The following is an 18,261-nucleotide window of genomic DNA, read 5'->3' as shown; positions in this document are numbered from 1 at the left end:
GGAACGAATCTCTCGATGATCAAGACTATGCCTGGCCGAACGCTGCTGCTGGCGCTCGTGGCCATGTCTCTGGCCGCATGTGGCGGCAAGCCAACCGAACCCGCTCGTCAAGATCAGCCCCGCGTCTCTAGCGACCATCCGGTGGTGGGGCAGCGCTGGAACCTGCTGCTGGTCGGTACCAACGAACGCCTCTCCATGCCCGAGACGCCCTATTTCGTCGTTTCGCCCGACGGTCGTGTGACCGGCAGCGACGGCTGCAACGAGATCAATGGGCGGGTGAATCTCGACGGGGGCAACCGCATCCAGTTCGGTGAGCTGGGCACCACGCGTCGCGGCTGCCCTCAGCTCGACGACGCCAAGCGCGTCACCGGGATGATGGAGGATGCCTACCGCTTCCTCATCGACCACGACCGGCTGGTGTTCTTCGGCCGCGATCAGCGGGTACTAGGCGGCTGGCGCAAAGCCAATTAAGGCAATGGAAATGAAAAAGCGCGGCCAAGGCCGCGCTTTTTCATTGGTCGAACACAGACTAAGCAAGTTCAGTTGCCGTAATGAGCGAAGATAGGCTGGCTGCCGCCGGAACGGAGCATCCGGAGTTGACTTGCGGCTCAATGAGGAATGTGAGTACCGCCGGCAGCCAGGATATCGAGCGCAATAGGCAAGTGATTTGGTTAGCGTCCTGGCAGGGCATTGCGTGCCTTCACCAGTCCTGCAGTGATCGCCCGCGCCAGCCCCGGTCCTACCGGCGTCAGCAGTATCCAGGGCGCGACGATCAGGTTGATCATCAGCGCCGCGAAGAAGACATCGCTGAACCAGTGGGCGCCGCTGAGAATGCGCGGGGCGCTGAGCAGGACGGCGAAAACGGCGCTGACCAGCATCACCCTGAGGCCGGCGAAGCGCCACATGAAGGCGGTGAAGAGGAACAGGTTCACGCCATGATCGCCGGGGAAGCTGCTGCCCGAGCTGTCCTTGGTCGAGAAGTCGACCATTTCCGTGATCAGGTTGACGTTGTCGTACACCAGTGTAGGGCTGGGGTGCGTGTAGGGCACCACCATGCGGAAGCCCTGGGCGATGAACACCGCGGTCAACAGCATGGTGACGCCGATGCCGCCCCAGCGCAGCATACGATGGGTGGGGTCGGGGTCGCGGCTGATGGCCCACAGGTAAATTGCCAGCAGGATCATCAGGCTGACCACGTCGAACATGCGGTTGTTCACCGCCGCCACGAACAGCACCCAGGTCTCGTTGTCCTCGGTCAGCCAGGCGTTGGTGGCGAAGAACACCGCATCGTCGAGCTCGGTCCAGAACATCAGGCCGGGGGACAACCAGGACCACACCAGCAGGGCGCCCAACAGGTTGAAGACGAGAATGCGGCCAGGCGCGAAGGTCGGTTCGGTATGAGGCATGAGGGCATCGGCACGGTTGATGGTCGATGCCCCATTCTAGGGGAAAGCTGCGTTGCAGAACAGCGTTCCCTAATGCTCACGGTATTTGAGGAAATGCTGCACAAATTGACGAGCGAGATGAAGCGCAAGGCGCACGGAGCACAGGAACCGGAGCATATGGGGTATATGTGAGGATTCCGAGCACCGCGCAACGCAGCGATTCGCTCGCGCAGGTATTTGTGCTGTGTTTCCCTATTGCATGTACCAGCCGTGGCTGGCCACCACCGACTGCCCGGTCAGCGCCGCGCTGGGGAAGGCCGCCAGGTGCAGCGCCAGCTCGGCAATGTCCTCCAGGGTGGTGAACTCGCCGTCGACGGTATCTTTGAGCATCACGTCGCGTATCACCGCCTCTTCGGAGATGCCCAGTGCTGCGGCCTGCTCGGGAATCTGTCGCTCCACCAAGGGCGTGCGCACGAAGCCGGGACAGATCATGTTGGCGCGCACCCGATGTTTCGCCCCCTCCTTGGCCACGGTTCGGCAAAGCCCCAGCAGGCCATGCTTGGCCGCCACGTAGGGCGCCTTCAGCGGTGAGGCGAGCTTGCTGTGCACCGAGCCCATGTAGATCAGGCAGCCGCCGTGCTCCTGACGGTACATCTGACGCAGGGCTGCGCTGGTGACCAGGAAGGCACCGTCCAGATGTACCGCCAGCACCTTGCGCCAGTCGGCGAAGGTCAGACTGTGCAGCGGGGCGATATGCTGAATGCCGGCATTGGCGATGGCGATGTCCAGGCCATCCCATTCGGCGACGATTCGCTCGACGCCTGCGTCGACCACTGCCTCGTCTGTCACGTCCATGGCCAGTGCCATGGCCCGCCCGCCGTTGGCGCGGATCTCTGCCACCGTGGCTTCGGCTGCGGCCAGATCGAGGTCGGCCACCGCCACTCTTGCCCCTTCGCGGGCATAACGCTCGGCAATGGCGCGTCCGATGCCGCCTGCCGCCCCGGTGATCAGGGCCGTCTTGTCGGTCAGTTGCATGTCTTGCTCCTTGTCGAAATGTCAGCGACCGCCATAGATCTCGTTGGGCAGCCAGGTCGCCAGCGGGGCGAAGAAGAACACCAGCAATAGCCCGAGCAGTTGGATGGCCACGAAAGGCGCGACGCCCAGGTAGATGTCACGGGTGGTGATGCCCGGCGGACAGACCCCCTTGATGTAGAACAGCGCGAAGCCCACCGGCGGCGTCAGGAACGAGGTCTGCAGACAGATGGCGAACAGCATGGCGAACCACAGCGGGTCGACCCCCAGGCTGAACACCACCGGCGCGACCAGCGGTAGGATGATAAGTGTGATCTCCACCCAGTCGAGGAAGAAGCCCAGCAAGAACACCACCAGCAGGATGGTCAGGACGATGCCGGTTTCGCTGAAAGGCAGCCCGGTGAGTGCCAGACGTACCACATCGTCGCCACCCAGGCCCCGCAGCACGGCGGCGAACACCGTGGCGCCGATGAAGATGGCGAAGATGAAGGCGGTGGTGCGGCTGGTCTGGTAGAGCGCATGACGCAGGGTCGCCAGAGTCAGCCGGCGGTTGAACAGTGCCAGCAGCATGGCGCCCAGTGCACCCACCGCCGAGGCCTCGGTGGTGGTGGCGAAGCCGGTGAAGATCGAGCCGAGCACGGCAAGTATCAGCCCCAGCGGCGGCAGCACGGCGATGAACACCTGCAGGAACGCCCGGGCATCGAGCGGCTGGCGATCCTTGGGCGCGGGGGCCAGGTCCTTCTTCAGGTAGGCGGCAATCAGGATGAAGGCGATGTACATCACGCCCAACATCACGCCGGGCACCAGTGCGGCCATGAACAGGCGCCCTACGGAGGCGTCGGAGGTGCCCATGCGGTCGGCCATCAGCACCAGCATGATGCTGGGCGGCACCAGGATACCGAGGGTGCCCACCGAGCAGGCGGTGCCCACGGCCAGCGATTTGTTGTACTGGGCGCGCATCATCGGGCCCAGCGAGAGCATGCCGAGGAGTACCACCGAGGCGCCGACGATGCCGGTGGAGGCGGCCAGCAGCACGCCGACGATGACCACCGTCACCGCATAGCCACCGCGCAGACCGCCCAGTACCCGCACCAGCGAGTTCATCAGCCGCTCGGCGATGCCCGAGCGGTCGAGCATGATGCCCATGAAGATGAACAGCGGCAGGGCCACCATCAGCTCGTTGGCGACGATACCGTAGATGCGCCGGTCGAGCACCCCGATGGTACCGCCCCAGGAGAACCACAGATCGGCAGCCATGTACTCCACCAGCACGTGACCGATCACGGCGAAGGCAAAGCCCACGCCGGCCAACGACCAGGCCACCGGGAAGCCCAGTAGCAGCAGGCTCATGAAGCTGGCGAACATCGCCAGCACGAGAAATTGTTCCAGTCCCATAGTCGATCTCTTCAGGTGAACGAGGCGTCTTCCAGCGAGCGCGTGTTGGCTACTGCCGCGGGGTCGTCTTGTGGATGCGCCTGGGGAAACCGAACAGCAGGGTGCAGCAGCGCAGCACCCGCGAGAACAGCGCCACCGCTACCAGCGTCAGGCCGATGGGAATCAGGGTCTTGATGATGAAGCGATAGGGCAGGCCGCTGGGGGCCTGGGAGCGCTCGCCGCGCAGGTAGGAGCGGTAACCGTACTGGTAGAGCTGCTCCACCATCAGATAGAGAATCGGCAGGGCCAGCAGCACGATGGCCAGCAGTTCGATCCAGGCCTGGGTACGCAGCGAGAACTTCTCGCGAATCACGTCGACCCGCACGTGGTCGTCGCTGACGACGGCATAGGCCAGGGTCAGGATCATGGTGGCGCCGAACAGGTGCCAGGAGAGCTCTTCCACGGCGATGGAGCCGCGGCCGAGAATGAATCGATTGACCACGTTGGTCAGCACCACCGCCAGGGTGGCCAGCCACAGCCAGGAGATGGCCCGGCCGAACAGCAGGATGGTCATGTCGAGGCGGTAACTCAGGCGGTTGGTGGGCAGCTCTGGCGGCGCGGAGTGCCCCTCCGGCGCCGGGGTCGCCGAGTCATGGATGCTCATGGGTAACTCCGGGGAATCGGGTCAGTCGGCCACCGCCTGTCGACGGCGGCCATTACTGGGGAATGAACGAACCTTGAAAAGCCGGCCGAAGCGCCAAGCGACTAGCTCGCCTGGCCGTTCGGACGGCGTTCTCTCAGTCTTCGAGGTTTTCCGGCGCGTAGTAGGAGCGCGGCAGGTGGCCCTTGACGTGCCAGTTGCCATGCACCTTCATGAACTCGCGCTGGCTCTCGAGCACGCGACCGAACATCTCGTTCTCGGCGGCGATCTCGGCCTGTACCTCATTGGTCACCCGGCGCAGCTCGCCGAGGATCTCGTCGGAGAGCACCTGAGCATTGACGCCCTCTTCCTCGAAGTCACGCAGCGCCTTGGGATTCTCCATCTCGCTCTCGGAGTAGCCGAAGAGGGTGGCGGCCCGGCAGCCCATGTCGATCATGGCGCGGGTCTGCGGCTCCAGCGCTTCCCAGCTGTCCTTGTTGATCAGCAGGTGAGCGGTGGTGAAGGTCTGGTGCCAGCCCGGCAGCACGTAGTTCTGCACGATTTCCTGCATACCCAGGATGCGGTCCACGGCAGGTGCCGAGAACTCCATGGCGTCGATGGTGCCGCGCTCCATGGCCTGATACAGCTCGCCGCCGGGGATCATGGTCACGGAGGCGCCCAGGCGCTCCATCACGCGCCCGCCGATACCGGCGAAGCGGATGCGCAGACCGTCGATCTGATTGAGGTCTTCCAGCGGCTCGGCGAACCAGCCCGCTGCTTCGGGGCCGATCATGCTGCACAGCAGCGGCTGGACGTTGTAATCCTCGTAGATCTCCTCGAGCAGTTCGGCACCGCCGCCGAAGTAGTGCCAGGCCAGGTAGGCGGGCGGCTCCATGCCGAACGGTGCGCCGGCGAACAGCGGCAGGGCGGGAATGCTGCCCTGGTCGTAGCCGACCCAGGTGAAGCCGGCGTCGTAGCGACCTTCGGAAACGGCATCGAGGATCTCGAACGGCGGGATCAGCTCACCCGGCTCGTAGTAGCGCAGGTTGATGTTGCCGCCGGATGCCTGATCGAGCGATTCGCTGAGGAAGCGTACCGGCGTGCTCAGGCCCACCAGGTGCGAGGGAAAGGCGATGGGCACCTGCCAGCGCACGCGCTCCTGGGCGTTGGCGGTACTGGCAGCGGTGGCACCTACCATCAAGGTGGCGGCGGCAATGCCGAGGGTGAGCGGGCGAAGGCGAGTGGCGAGAGACGGAATGAACGACATGTTGGCTCCTTGTGCTTTGTTGTCGTCGCAGCGCCTTTGGTCGGCGCTGTCGTTGCAGCCATGTGACTCGATGTGTCGCGGCTGGCCGCGACGTCGCGTCAAGACATGACGCGTGACCACGTCATTGCACGCTTCATGCCACTTCGAGTAAATCTTTTCGTTTCAAAGAGTTAATCGTTGCCAGGGGGAGGTGGAGCAGATGGTGTGTCCGAATATGCGGACAACATTAGACCTTGGTGGAAAGTTGTTTTGTCCGAAAATCCGGTCAGGCGTCCGGTTTTTCGGACATGCGGGAGAGCTTGTCGTACAGCACCGAACGTGGAACGCCCAGCATTCGCGCCGCACGGGACTTGTTGCCACCGCAGGCGGCCAAGGCGTTGTGCAGGGCATCTCGCTCGGCGGCGAGCACCACTTCGGCAAGCGGACGTACCGCGGAAGTGGGCGGCGGCAGAGGGTTTGTCATGGTGGTGTGGGGCAGGGCGGCGCGCAGCTCCGGCACGTCGATCACGCTGCAGGCCTCGTTCAGTGCCAGGGTCTGTTCCAGCACGTTGCGCAGCTCGCGTATGTTGCCGGGCCAGGTGTGGCGCTGCAGTAGTGCGACCGCCTCCGAGGTGATCTCTGCGCGCGGCTCCCCGCTTTCCGCGGCGATCCGTCCGAGCAAGGTCTCGCACAGGATACCCAGGTCGACGAGACGCTCGCGCAGCGGCGGCACCTGAATGCGCAGCACGTTGAGGCGATAGTAGAGATCGGAGCGAAAGCTGCCCTCCTCGACCATGGCTTCCAGGTCGCGGCTGGTGGCGGCAATTACGCGTACGTCGACACGCTTGATCTCGTTGGAGCCCAGCGGCTCCACCTCGCCCTCCTGCAGGGCTCGCAGCAGTTTGGCCTGTAGCGCCAAGGGCATGTCGCCGACTTCGTCGAGGAACAGGGTCCCGCCGTCGGCGAGCTGGAACTTGCCCTGGCGGGTGCGCTTGTCGGCGCCGGTGTAGGCACCCGGCGAGACGCCGAAGAACTCGGCCTCGAGCAGGTTCTCCGGCACCGCGGCGACGTTGACGGCGACGAAGGGGCTGGCCCCCCGTGGCGAGTCGCCGTGGATGGCCTGGGCCAGCACCTCCTTGCCGGTGCCGGTCTCGCCCAGCAGCAGCACCGGCGTGGCCCGGGCGGCGGCCAGGCGGGCGCGGCGCTTGACCTCGAGCACCGCGGGACTGGCACCGACGAAATCGGCCAGCGCGTAGCGCGAACCGCGTTGGGCCAGGGCGCGCCGGGCCACCGCCAGGTCGTGCTGCAGGCGGCGGTACTTGCCGATCAGCGGCGTCAGCGGCTCCAGGTCGTCGAACACGATGAAGGCCACCGCGCCGTTGACCCGGCCGCTGGCCGGGTCGTGCAGCGGCAACCGGGTGACCACCAGCTGTCGCGCCTGGTACTCCATGATGTCGAGCAGGATGGGGCGCCCGCTGCGCACCACTTCGGGCATGCGGGTGCGGGGAATCACCTCGGCGACCGGGCGGCCGATGACGCGGGCCGGGTCGTCGATGCCCAGCAGCCGGCAGTAGCAGGCGTTGATCCAGATGAGGCGGCTCGCCTCGTCGACCAGGATCGCCCCGGCGCTGTTGCGCTCGAGCAGTGGAAACAGCGGGCGAATCGCCTCGAGGGTCAAGCCGTGGCTCTGGCTGGCCATGCTGCTGTCGTCTCGAGGCATTGGCGTCATCTCCGGGCCGCTGAAAAGTCACCGCGCGGCGGTTTCGGGCCGCTGGATCACAGCGCGGCGATCTTGTCGCGCTGTTCGAGCAGTACGGCGCGAGCCGCCTGGTACTCCTTGAGCTTGCCGCGCTCCTTCTCGACCACCGCTTCCGGCGCCTTGGCCACGAAGCTCTCGTTGCCGAGCTTGTTCTCGATGCCGCCGATCAGCTTGTCCTGCTTGTCGATCTCCTTGGCCAGGCGGGCGAGCTCGGCGTCCTTGTCGATCAGGTCGGCCATGGGCACCAGCACCTCCATGTCGCCGACCAACTGCGTGGCCGACAGCGGCGCCTGGCTCGGGTCGTCGAGCCAGGTGGCGCTTTCCAGCTTGGCCAGCTTGGCGAGGAACAGGCGGTTGGCCTCGAGGCGCTCGCGATCCGCCTGCGAGCCCTTGGTCAGCAGCACCTCCAGCGGCTTGCCCGGGGCGATGTTCATCTCGGCACGCACGTTGCGCACTGCCACGATCACGCCCTTGAGCCACTCGATGTCGCGGGTCGCCTGCTCGTCGATCTTCTCCTGCTCGGCCACGGGCCACGGCTGTGCCATGATCGATTCTCTGCCGTCGCCCGCAGCCTTGCCCGCCAGGGGAGCCACGCGCTGCCAGATCTCCTCGGAGATGAACGGCATCATCGGGTGGGCCAGGCGCAGGATCGCCTCCAGCACCCGCACCAGGGTGCGGCGGGTGCCGCGCTTGGCCTCGATGCTGGCGTTATCGTCCCACAGCACCGGCTTGGAGAGCTCCAGGTACCAGTCGCAGTACTCGTTCCAGACGAACTCGTAGAGTGCCTGGGAGGCGTGGTCGAAGCGGAACTCCTCCATCGCCTTGGTTACCTGGGCCTCGGTCTGCTGCAGACGCGAGACGATCCAGCGGTCGGCCAGCGACAGCTCGACGCTCTCGCCCTGACCTTCGAGAGAGACCCCGCAGTCCTGGCCCTCGGCGTTCATCAGCACGTAGCGCGAGGCGTTCCACAGCTTGTTGCAGAAGTTGCGGTAGCCGTCGAGGCGGCCCATGTCGAACTTGATGTCGCGCCCGGTGGTGGCCTGGGAGAGGAAGGTGAAGCGCAGCGCATCGGTGCCGTGGGGCTCGATGCCCTCGGGGAACTCGTCGCGGGTGGCCTTGGCGATGGCCTTGGCCTTCTGCGGCTGCATCATGTTGCCGGTGCGCTTCTCGAGCAGCTCGTCCAGGGTGATGCCGTCGATCAGGTCGATGGGGTCGAGCACGTTGCCCTTCGACTTGGACATCTTCTGGCCCTGGCCGTCGCGCACCAGGCCGTGCACGTAGACGGTCTTGAACGGCACCTCGCCGGTGAACTTGAGGGTCAGCATGATCATCCGCGCGACCCAGAAGAAGATGATGTCGAAGCCGGTGACCAGCACGCTGGAGGGGTGGAAGGTCGCCAGTTCCGGGGTCTGCTCCGGCCAGCCCAGGGTGCCGAAGGTCCACAGCCCCGAGCTGAACCAGGTGTCGAGCACGTCTTCGTCCTGGGTCAGGGCGAGGTCGGCGGGAAGACCGTGCTTCTCGCGCGCCTCGGCCTCGGTGCGGGCGACATAGACGTTGCCCTCGGCGTCGTACCAGGCGGGAATGCGGTGGCCCCACCACAGCTGACGCGAGATGCACCAGTCCTGCAGGTCGCGCATCCACGAGAAGTACATGTTCTCGTAGTTCTTGGGCACGAACTGGATGTCGCCGTTCTCCACCGCGGCGATGGCGGGCTTGGCCAGGCTCTCCACGGCGACGAACCACTGGTCCGTGAGCAGCGGCTCGATGACGTCGCCGGAGCGGTCGCCGTAGGGCAGGGTGTTGTTGACCGTCTCGATCTGTTCGAGCAGCCCGGCGGCCTCCATGTCGGCGACGATCCGCTTGCGCGCCTCGAAGCGGTCGAGCCCGGCGTAGGCCTGGGGCAGGCTGGGATCGATTTCGGGCAGCGGGCGGCCCTGGATGTCGAAGGCCTCGGCCTGGGGCAGGATCGCCGCGTCCTGGGTGAAGACGTTGATCAGCGGCAGGCCGTGGCGGCGACCCACCTCGTAGTCGTTGAAGTCGTGGGCCGGGGTGATCTTCACGCAGCCGGAGCCCTTCTCCATGTCGGCGTGCTCGTCGGCGACGATGGGGATGCGGCGGCCGACCAAGGGCAGCTCGACGAACTTGCCGATCAGCGAGGCGTAGCGCGGATCTTCGGGGTTGACCGCCACGCCGGTATCGCCGAGCAGGGTCTCGGGGCGGGTGGTGGCGACCACCAGGTAGTCGAGGCCGGCATCGGTCGTCACGCCGTCGGCCAGCGGATAGCGGAAGTGCCAGAACTGGCCCTGCTGCTCGCGGTTCTCGACCTCGAGGTCGGAGATGGCGGTGTGCAGGGTGGGGTCCCAGTTGACCAGGCGCTTGCCGCGATAGATCAGGTCCTCTTCATAGAGCCGCACGAAGACTTCCTGAACCGCCTTGTAGAAGCCATCATCCATGGTGAAGCGTTCGCGCGACCAGTCGACGCTGGCGCCCATGCGGCGCAGCTGGCGGGTGATGTGGCCGCCGGATTCGTGCTTCCACTCCCACACCCTGTCGATGAACGCCTCGCGGCCCAGGTCGTGGCGGCTCTTGCCCTCTTCGGCGGCGACCTTGCGCTCGACCAGCATCTGGGTGGCGATGCCGGCGTGGTCGGTGCCCACCTGCCACAGGGTGTTGTTGCCCTGCATGCGGCGCCAGCGGATCAGCGTGTCCATGATGGTGTCCTGGAACGCGTGGCCCATGTGCAGGCTGCCGGTGACGTTGGGCGGCGGGATCATGATCGAGTAGGGTTCGCCCTCGCCCGAGGGGGCGAAGCGGCCGTCGGCCTCCCAGCGCTCGTACCAGCGGGATTCGATCTGCTCGGGTTGGTAGGTCTTGTCCATGGGGCGTTCCGGGTCCAGAAATGATCGCCGCCGGGTCGTGGGGCCGGGCGGCGGGAAGTCATCGAAAGCGTGCGAAAAATGGGCTCGATTATAGCGCGATGGGGGAGTGGGCGTCAGCCAGGTGTGTTAACACTTCAGAGGGGCGCCGGGGGCAGGACGAAGAGGAGGTCTTTTGCCATGGATGGCAAAAGTAGCGCCCAGGGATGGGTTCACAGCGCCTCCTCGCAGCCCTGCCGCCGGATCAGCCCCGGTCCCGGCAGCCTCCCGCAACCTTGAAGCGGGGTTCACCCCTTGAGTTGATGTGCCTTGACGGGATAACCGCGCTGCTTGTAGGTCTGCCAGCACTCGCGCTTGGCGACGAGCACCTGCTGGTGCTGGTTGATGATCTCGGCGACCCGCTCGAAGCGCGAGAACCACTCGGGGATGCCCGGGTCGAGGTTGAGCAGCGCCATGGGCGCTTCGGCGCTGGGCTCGGGCGGCTGCTCCCAGCCGATGGTCACCGCCACGCTCTCGGCCATCTCGCTGCCGAGCAGGGCGTGGGGCAGGTAGGCCTCGGGGCGGAAGGTCCACAGCCGCTCGTCGAGATCGCTGGCCATGGCCTCGTCCTCGGCGTGCAGGTGCAGCCGGTAGCCCTTGCCGGCGATGGTCTCGGCCAGCCGGCAGGCGAAGTCGAGCCGCGCTTCCAGCGTGGTGTCGGGGAGAATGTAGAAGTCGACCTGGGTCATGGAAGGCTCTCTGACCTCGGTGGCAGAGGGGCTTTGCCGGCGACAGGGTTACGAGGAGGCGCTGTGAACCCATCCCTGGGCGCTACTTTTGCCATCCATGGCAAAAGACCTCCTCTTCACCCTGTCCCCGACGCCCCTCGTCTAGGTAGCAGACTCAAATGTCATTAACGAAGCGTGGATTCCCGTCGCGAGCGATGAGAGGCTGGCCGCCGCCGGAGCGGAGCGACCGGAGTTGACTGTTGCTCAATGAGGATCGTGAGCACCGCCGGCGGCCAGGATCTCGAGCGCAGCAGGGAATCCTTGTCAGATCAGCTTGGTCAACCAGCCATGCTTATCTTCGGCCCGGCCGTACTGCAGATCGAGCAGCTTGCCGCGCAGGCGCTTGGCGATCTCGTTGCCGGCGTCGGGCATCTTCACGGTGCCGTCCTCGGTGACCAGCTGGCCCACCGGAGTGATCACCGCGGCGGTACCGCAGGCGAAGACTTCGGCGATCTCGCCGGAAGCCACACCATCGCGCCACTCGTCGATGCTGATGGCGCGCTCTTCCGGGGTCAGGCCTTCGTCGCGGCCGAGGGTGAGCACCGAGTCGCGGGTCACGCCCTCGAGGATGGTGTCGGTCAGACGCGGGGTGACCAGGCGGCCGTCCTTGTAGACGAAGAACAGGTTCATGCCGCCCAGCTCCTCGATCCACTTGTTCTCGGCGGCGTCGAGGAAGGCGACCTGACTGCAGCCGTACTTCTCGGCTTCCTTCTGGGCCGCCAGCGAGGCTGCGTAGTTGCCGCCGCACTTGGCGAAGCCGGTGCCGCCAGGGGCGGCGCGCTTGTAGTGCGAGGAGAGCCAGATCGACACCGGGGCGATGCCGCCCTTGAAGTAGGCGCCGGCGGGGGAAGCGATCACGTAGTAGTCGACTTCCTTGGCCGGGCGTACGCCGAGGAATTTCTCGCTGGCGATCATGAACGGGCGCAGGTAGAGGCTCGATTCGTCGCCCGCGTTCTTGGGCGTGGGCACCCAGCCTTGGTCGAGCTGCATCAATGCGCGCAGCGACTCGACGAAGGTTTCGTCGTCGAGTTCCGGCAGCGCCAGGCGGCGCGCGCTGCGGCGAAAGCGCTCGGCGTTCTTCTCCGGGCGGAACGACCACACCGAGCCGTCCGGGTGACGGTAGGCCTTGATGCCCTCGAAGATCTCCTGGCCGTAGTGCAGCACGGCGGCCGCCGGGTCGAGGGTCAGCGGGCCGTAGGGGCGCACTTCGTGACCGTGCCAGCCGGCGTCGGCCGTCCAGCGCACGTGGGCCATGTGGTCGCTGAAGTGCAGGCCGAAACCGGGGTTGGCGAGAATGTCGTCGCGAATGTTGGCTGCCGTGGGCGTGGCGGTGGGCAGCATGTCGAAAGTGGCGTTGGGCACGGCAAATGGGTCTCCGCTATGCCGGGATTCCGGCGATTTATTGAGCTTTTCGGCGCTCCGGCGGGATGCATCCGGAGCGCCTGATGCGACAGATGTAACGGTTGACGCCCGGGATGGCAACCTTGGCGGTGTCAGCTCTCGTTTTCGACCTGGCGCGCCTCTTCCTCACGATCGAGCAGGTACTGGGTCAGCAGCCCCACCGGGCGGCCGCTGGCGCCTTTCTGCTTGCCTGAGGTCCAGGCGGTGCCGGCAATGTCCAGGTGCGCCCAGGGGAACTTGTCGGCGAATCGCGAGAGGAAGCAGGCCGCGGTAATGGTACCGGCCGGGCGACCGCCGATGTTGGCCATGTCGGCGAAGTTGGAGTCGAGCTGCTCCTTGTACTCGTCCCACAACGGCAGGTGCCAGGCGCGGTCCCAGGCCGCTTCGCCGGCGTCGAGCAGGTCCAGTGCCAGGTCGTCGTCATTGGAGAGCAGACCGGTGGCGTGGTGGCCCAGGGCGATGATCGCCGCGCCGGTGAGGGTGGCGATGTCGACCACGCTGGCAGGCTCGAAGCGCTCGGCGTAGGTCAGGGCGTCGCACAGCACCAGGCGCCCCTCTGCGTCGGTGTTGAGCACTTCCACGGTGAGCCCTTTTAGCGTCTTGATGATGTCGCCGGGCTTGGTGGCGCGGCCGTCAGGCATGTTCTCGGCGGCGGCGACGATGAACACCAGGTTGAGCTTGGGGCGGATGCCGAGTACCGCTTTGGCGGTGCCGAACACGCTGGCCGCACCGCACATGTCGAACTTCATCTCGTCCATGGCCTCGCCGGGCTTGAGCGAGATGCCGCCGGTATCGAAGGTGATGCCCTTGCCGACCAGTACGTGAGGGGCCTCATCGGCGCTGTCGGCGCCCTGGTACTTCATCACGATCAGCTGCGAGGGCTGTTCGCTGCCGCGGCCCACCGATAGCAGGCTGTGGGCGCCGAGTTCCTCCAGTGCCGCCTCGTCGAGGATCTCGACCGCGAGGGTGCCGCCCGATTCACGGCCGAGCTGCTCGGCCTGGTCGGCCAGGTAGCTCGGCGTGCAGACGTTGCCCGGCAGGTTGCCCAGGGTGCGGGTGTAGGCCACGCCCTGGCCCACGGCATTGCCGATGCGCGCGCCTTCGCGGGCTTCGCCGGCGGCCTCGCTGTCGCTGAGCAGCAGGGCGACCTTGCCGAGCCGCGGGCGCGGGGCCTTCTCCGATTTGAACTCGTCGAAGCGGTAGACCGCACGCTGCGCCGCTTCGGCGGTCATGCGCGCCTTCCAGGCAATGCTACGCTCAGGCACGGGGACGTCGGTGAAGGCTACGGCGACGTCTTCCACCGGCAGGCCGGCAACGGCGGTGAAGGCGGCATCCAGTGCCTTGATGAAGGCCCGCTCCTGGCACTTGCCGCGCTCGCCCAGCCCCACCAGCATCAGGCGGTCGGCGCTGAGGCCGGGGGCGAAGGGGAGCAGTTGCACGTTGCCCAGCTTGGCATCGAAGTCGCCGCGCTCGATCAACTGGCCAATCAGCCGCTCGCTGGCGTCGTCGAGCTTGGCGGCGGCAGGCAGCAGATCGCTATCCTTGAAAACCGGGACCACGAGGCAGGCCGATTCGGCCTTGGCGGGATTGGCCGTCTGAACTGGGAATTCCATGGTGACTCCACAAGACAAGCGATGGGGGATTCTGGATAATGCCGGCACGGCTCCGGGGCCTGCCGAATCACCCCAGTGTACTCAAGGCATGGCGCCATTGCATGGAAGACCGCTGCATGATCATTTTTCGATACCTGACCCGCGAGATCCTGCTCACCATGGCCGCCGTTGCCGGCGTGCTGTTGCTGGTCATCATGGGCAGCCGGTTCATCCGCTACTTCACCGATGCGGCGGAGGGCGACATTCCTGCCACCATCCTTGGCAACTTGATGCTGTTCCACCTGCCCGGCTTTCTCGAGCTGATTCTACCGCTGGCCTTCTTTCTCGGCATTCTGCTGGCCTATGGGCAGCTCTATCTCAACAGCGAGATCACCGTGCTGGTGGCCTGCGGTACCAGCCCCATTCGGCTGTTCCAGATCAGCCTGGTGCCGGCCTCCCTGGTGGCGGTATTGGTCGGGCTGTGCAGCCTGTGGCTGACCCCTGCCGGGGCGCTGCACAACGCCGTGATGCTGGAGGAACAGCGCAGCCGGCTCGACTTCTCTGCCCTGGCACCGGGGCGCTTTCAGGACTTCGGTGGCGGCCGCACCGCCTACACCGAGTCGTTCAGCGATGACGGCAGCCGCATGCTAGAGGTGTTCATCAGCGAGCGGCAGCGCCGCCGCGACGGCTCGCCGGAAACCGCGGTGACCCGCGCCGGCAGCGGCTACCAGACCGTCGACCCCGACACCGGCAGCCGCTTCCTGGTGCTGGCCGACGGCGAGCGCTACAGCGTCGACCCGGGGCGCTTCGAGGCCGAGCGGCTGGAGTTCGAGACCTATGCCGTACGCCTCTCGCTCGGCGGTGAGCGACGCGAGCTGGAGTCGTCGGAGTACGCCACCACGGCTGAGCTGCTAGGCGACGACTCCAGCCGCGCGCAGGCCCAGTTGCAGTGGCGCCTGTCGTTGCCGCTGATGGTTTTCATCCTGACGCTGATGGCGATGCCGCTCTCAAAGGTCAACCCGCGTCAGGGACGCTTCGCCAAGCTGCTGCCGGCGATTTTTCTGCACGTCTGTTATCTCAGCCTGCTGCTGGCGGCGTTGGATGCCATCGGCCGCGGCACTCTGCCGGCGGTGATCGGCATGTGGCCGATTCACCTCGTGTTCCTGGCGCTCGGCCTGGGCCTGATGATGCACCACCAGCGCAGGGGGATGCGTTGATGCTGACGGATCGTCTCGATCGCTATATCGCCCGCAACGTGCTGGGGGCGATCATCGTCGTCCAGGTCGTGCTGCTTGGCCTCGACCTGGTGATCTCTTACATCAACGACCTGGACGACGTAGAGGGCAACTACGGTGCCTTCCAGGTGCTGCTCTATCTGTTGATGCGGGTGCCATGGCGCTTCTATCAATACGCCCCGGTGGCGGTGTTGATCGGCGCGCTGATCGGTCTGGGCAGCATGGCGTCGAGCAACGAGCTGACGGTGATGCGGGCCGCAGGACGCTCTCTGGCGCGCATCCTGTGGGGGGTGATGAAGCCCATCATCCTGGTGGTGGTCGTGGTGCTGCTGACCGCCGAGTATGTCAGCCCGCGTACCGAGCAGTTTGCCAGCGCCTGGCGCCTGGAGCAGATGCAGGGCGAAGGGGCGGTACTGGTCCAGCGCGGCGGCTGGCAGCGTGAGGGCGACAGCGTCTACCGCTTCGGTGCCATACGCGCCGATGACACCGTGCTCGACCTTACCCGCTATCGCTTCGAGGGGCGCGAACTGCGCGAGGCCATCGTGGCCGAGCGTGCGGTATGGCGCGACGGCAGCTGGCAGCTCGAGGAAGTGGGCATCACGCGCTTCTTCGACGACCGCACCGAGGCGGAGCATCACGCCCAGCACCCCTGGCAGACCAACCTGACGCCGGCCCAGCTCAATCGGCTGCTGCTGCCGATCAACAGCCAGGCGCCCAGCGAGCTGTGGGCCTACTCCCGCTTCCTGCGGGATCAGGGCCTGCAGGCGACCCAGCCGTTGCTCTACTTCTGGCAGAAGATGCTGATGCCGCTGATGATGGGCTCGCTGGTGCTGGTGGCGGCCTCGTTCGTGTTCGGCCCGCTGCGCACCGTGGCGGCCGGTACGCGGGTGTTCTATGGGGTCATCGTCGGGTTGACGTTCAAGTACCTGCAGGACCTGCTGGCACCGGCCTCGACGGTGTTCGGCTTTTCCCCGGTATGGGCGGTGCTGACGCCGATTCTGTTCAGTGCCGGGCTGGGACTGTACCTGCTGCGCCGTACCGGCTGAGGGGCGCTGGCCGCGACTGCCTGGGCGACCGAGCCCACGTACACGTTAGGAAGAGACCGCAATGCAACGACGTTTCGATCAGCTCGACGATGTGTGGCCGACCGGCCTCGGCCGGCGCCTGGGCGCCATGCTCTACGACGCCTTTCTGGTGGCGGCGATCTGGATCGCCATCGCCGTGCTGCACGTGGCATTCGTGCGCTACGTGCTGGGCCTGGGCCCGGAGGATGTCGGGGCGGGAGAGCCCCAGCGCATGACGCTGCAACTGCTGCTGCTGATAGGCGCCTTCGTCTTCTTCGCCTTCTCCTGGATGCGCGGTGGCATGACGCTTGGCATGCAGGCCTGGCGCCTGCGTGTGCAGACTCTCGATGGCCGCTCGATCACGCTGATGCAAAGCCTGGTCCGCTATGTGGTGGCCTGGCTCTCCCTGGCCGCCTTCGGCCTGGGCTACCTCTGGGTGCTGTTCGACCGCCAGCGTCGCAGCTGGCCGGATATCGTCTCCGGAACGCAAGTGGTCGTGCTGCCCAAGGCGACGCGGCGGTGATGTGACGCCGATCAAAAAATGTTCGATTTGCCCTTGCGATAGTCTATGCGAATCATTTACATTAAACCTCGTAAGCACAGCGAGGTGATGTCGATGTACGTATGTCTCTGCAAGGGCGTATCAGACCGCAAGATCCGTGAGACCGTGGCGGACGGCGCGCGCAGCTGGCGCGAGGTTCAGCGCGAAACGGGCTGCGGTACCCAGTGCGGCAAGTGCGCCTGTGTGGGCAAGACCATTACCCGCGACGCCATCACCGCTGAAGTCATGGCTTCCGCCAACGACCTGGCTTACGCCGTATAGCGGCTCTCTTCTTCCCCGCAGGCAGCCGTCCTGCGGGTGACGCCAATCTTTCTCATTCTTGTTGTCATTGATCCAACCTGCTGCTCCGGTTGGATTTTTTGCGTGGTTGGCCGGATACTGCCTATCATTAATGGATGAGCGTCACGTAACGACAAAGCAAGGCCCCACGACCGATCGGAGAAGGGAGAAAGGCAATGAAAGGCGATGCCAAGGTCATCGAGTACCTCAACAAGGCTCTCGGCAACGAGCTGGTGGCGATCAACCAGTACTTCCTGCATGCCAAGATGTACAAGGACTGGGGCCTCAAGGCGCTGGCCAAGTGGGAGTACGACGAGTCCATCGACGAAATGAAGCATGCCGACAAGCTGATCGAGCGCATCCTGTTCCTCGAAGGGGTACCCAACCTGCAGGACCTCGGTAAGCTGCACATCGGCGAGAACGTGCGCGAGATGCTCGAGAGCGACCTCAAGATCGAGCATGAAGGCCGCAACGACTACATCGAGGCCATCGCTTACTGCGAGCAGGTCAAGGACTACGTTTCCCGCGATCTGTTCCGTCACATCCTGGCCGATGAAGAAGAGCACATCGACCATATCGAGACCGAGCTCGGCCTTATCGACAAGGTCGGCATCGAGAATTACCTGCTGAAGCAGATGCAGGAAGCTGGCGACGAGTAACGGCGATCCCGCAAGCTTCCATCCAGCGGCACCGACCCTCGTCGGTGCCGTTTTTCTTTGTGTGCACGCTGATGCGCCGTTCCCATCCCTGCGTTTACGCTGCGTTACCTGGCGTGTGCTGTTCGTCACCGATGAACTAAGCTGGTGCAAGCGGCCCGATTTGGCGCTGGTCGTGCACATCCCAGGTGCCAAGCGCAGTGCGCCATGCCCCGCTATGGCTCACTGGCACCCAAGCCTAAGGGAACTGCACCCTTTTGGCAGGCCGATTGCGGAGTCTGTCAACATAGTTGGCACATGAAATAGTTCTCGCTCTTTAAAATCCGGCTGCCTGTGGCACTGGGTCCCGCTCGGGGTTTAGGTGCACGATCTCTGGCAGGCTAAGTTTCCGGA

Annotated in this window: 16 protein-coding genes; 6 read left to right on the top strand and 10 right to left on the bottom strand. The window is 65.3% G+C overall.

What is annotated here, in order from left to right; translation table 11 throughout:
• Positions 1-15: 15 nt before the first annotated feature.
• A complete protein-coding gene (locus tag HOP58_RS14970; protein WP_234260776.1) occupies positions 16-471 on the top strand; it encodes an META domain-containing protein in 456 nt (151 codons plus the stop codon).
• Between the two features lie 200 nt (positions 472-671).
• On the opposite strand, the gene HOP58_RS14965 is transcribed toward HOP58_RS14970, so the two are convergent.
• The 10 genes from HOP58_RS14965 to HOP58_RS14920 all read right to left on the bottom strand — a co-directional run bounded on the left by HOP58_RS14965 (position 672) and on the right by HOP58_RS14920 (position 14,093).
• Positions 672-1,406, bottom strand: a complete 735-nt coding sequence (locus tag HOP58_RS14965) for a phosphatase PAP2 family protein (protein ID WP_234260775.1) — start codon at positions 1,404-1,406, stop codon at positions 672-674.
• Between the two features lie 231 nt (positions 1,407-1,637).
• Positions 1,638-2,420: a 3-hydroxybutyrate dehydrogenase gene (locus HOP58_RS14960; RefSeq protein ID WP_234255399.1), complete on the bottom strand. Its 783-nt coding sequence runs from the start codon at positions 2,418-2,420 to the stop codon at positions 1,638-1,640.
• A gap of 21 nt (positions 2,421-2,441) precedes the next feature.
• On the bottom strand, positions 2,442-3,812 hold the full coding sequence (locus HOP58_RS14955; protein WP_010626554.1) for a TRAP transporter large permease subunit: 1,371 nt from the start codon (positions 3,810-3,812) through the stop codon (positions 2,442-2,444).
• A gap of 49 nt (positions 3,813-3,861) precedes the next feature.
• Positions 3,862-4,455 carry a TRAP transporter small permease subunit gene (locus HOP58_RS14950; protein WP_010626555.1) on the bottom strand — a complete coding sequence of 198 codons (594 nt, stop codon included), beginning with the start codon at positions 4,453-4,455 and terminating at the stop codon, positions 3,862-3,864.
• Between the two features lie 133 nt (positions 4,456-4,588).
• Positions 4,589-5,698, bottom strand: a complete 1,110-nt coding sequence (locus tag HOP58_RS14945) for a TRAP transporter substrate-binding protein (protein ID WP_010626556.1) — start codon at positions 5,696-5,698, stop codon at positions 4,589-4,591.
• Positions 5,699-5,963: 265 nt separating this feature from the next.
• On the bottom strand, positions 5,964-7,397 hold the full coding sequence (locus HOP58_RS14940) for a sigma 54-interacting transcriptional regulator (RefSeq protein ID WP_234260774.1): 1,434 nt from the start codon (positions 7,395-7,397) through the stop codon (positions 5,964-5,966).
• A 56-nt stretch (positions 7,398-7,453) separates the two neighbouring features.
• Positions 7,454-10,315, bottom strand: coding sequence for a valine--tRNA ligase (locus tag HOP58_RS14935; RefSeq protein ID WP_234260773.1), 2,862 nt, complete (start codon positions 10,313-10,315; stop codon positions 7,454-7,456).
• Between the two features lie 284 nt (positions 10,316-10,599).
• Positions 10,600-11,040: a DNA polymerase III subunit chi gene (locus HOP58_RS14930; protein WP_086508068.1), complete on the bottom strand. Its 441-nt coding sequence runs from the start codon at positions 11,038-11,040 to the stop codon at positions 10,600-10,602.
• A 303-nt stretch (positions 11,041-11,343) separates the two neighbouring features.
• Positions 11,344-12,420 (bottom strand): branched-chain amino acid aminotransferase, encoded by a 1,077-nt coding sequence (locus HOP58_RS14925; RefSeq protein ID WP_234260808.1) that lies wholly within the window; start codon positions 12,418-12,420, stop codon positions 11,344-11,346.
• A 152-nt stretch (positions 12,421-12,572) separates the two neighbouring features.
• Entirely contained in the window at positions 12,573-14,093 is a 1,521-nt protein-coding gene (locus HOP58_RS14920) for a leucyl aminopeptidase (RefSeq protein ID WP_234260772.1), read from the bottom strand.
• Positions 14,094-14,209: 116 nt separating this feature from the next.
• Here HOP58_RS14920 and lptF point away from each other — a divergent pair, with 116 nt between their 5' ends.
• The 5 genes from lptF to bfr all read left to right on the top strand — a co-directional run bounded on the left by lptF (position 14,210) and on the right by bfr (position 17,871).
• The gene (lptF, locus tag HOP58_RS14915; protein ID WP_234260771.1) at positions 14,210-15,289 is read left to right on the top strand and encodes an LPS export ABC transporter permease LptF; all 1,080 of its coding nucleotides are present in this window, start codon (positions 14,210-14,212) and stop codon (positions 15,287-15,289) included.
• Entirely contained in the window at positions 15,289-16,353 is a 1,065-nt protein-coding gene (lptG, locus tag HOP58_RS14910; RefSeq protein WP_234255393.1) for an LPS export ABC transporter permease LptG, read from the top strand. Before lptF ends, lptG begins: the two co-directional genes overlap by 1 nt.
• 61 nt (positions 16,354-16,414) lie before the next feature.
• Positions 16,415-16,894: an RDD family protein gene (locus tag HOP58_RS14905; RefSeq protein WP_234260770.1), complete on the top strand. Its 480-nt coding sequence runs from the start codon at positions 16,415-16,417 to the stop codon at positions 16,892-16,894.
• 93 nt (positions 16,895-16,987) lie between these two features.
• Complete coding sequence (locus HOP58_RS14900) at positions 16,988-17,194, top strand: (2Fe-2S)-binding protein (protein WP_010626566.1); 207 nt, start codon at positions 16,988-16,990, stop codon at positions 17,192-17,194.
• Positions 17,195-17,388: 194 nt separating this feature from the next.
• Positions 17,389-17,871 (top strand): bacterioferritin, encoded by a 483-nt coding sequence (gene bfr, locus HOP58_RS14895; RefSeq protein WP_234255391.1) that lies wholly within the window; start codon positions 17,389-17,391, stop codon positions 17,869-17,871.
• The last annotated feature ends 390 nt before the right edge of the window (positions 17,872-18,261 follow it).

The sequence above is a fragment of the Halomonas sp. MCCC 1A11062 genome, from assembly GCF_021404355.1.
GTDB classification, from domain to species: domain Bacteria; phylum Pseudomonadota; class Gammaproteobacteria; order Pseudomonadales; family Halomonadaceae; genus Halomonas; species Halomonas aerodenitrificans.
This window is presented reverse-complemented; position numbering and strand designations above follow the sequence as displayed.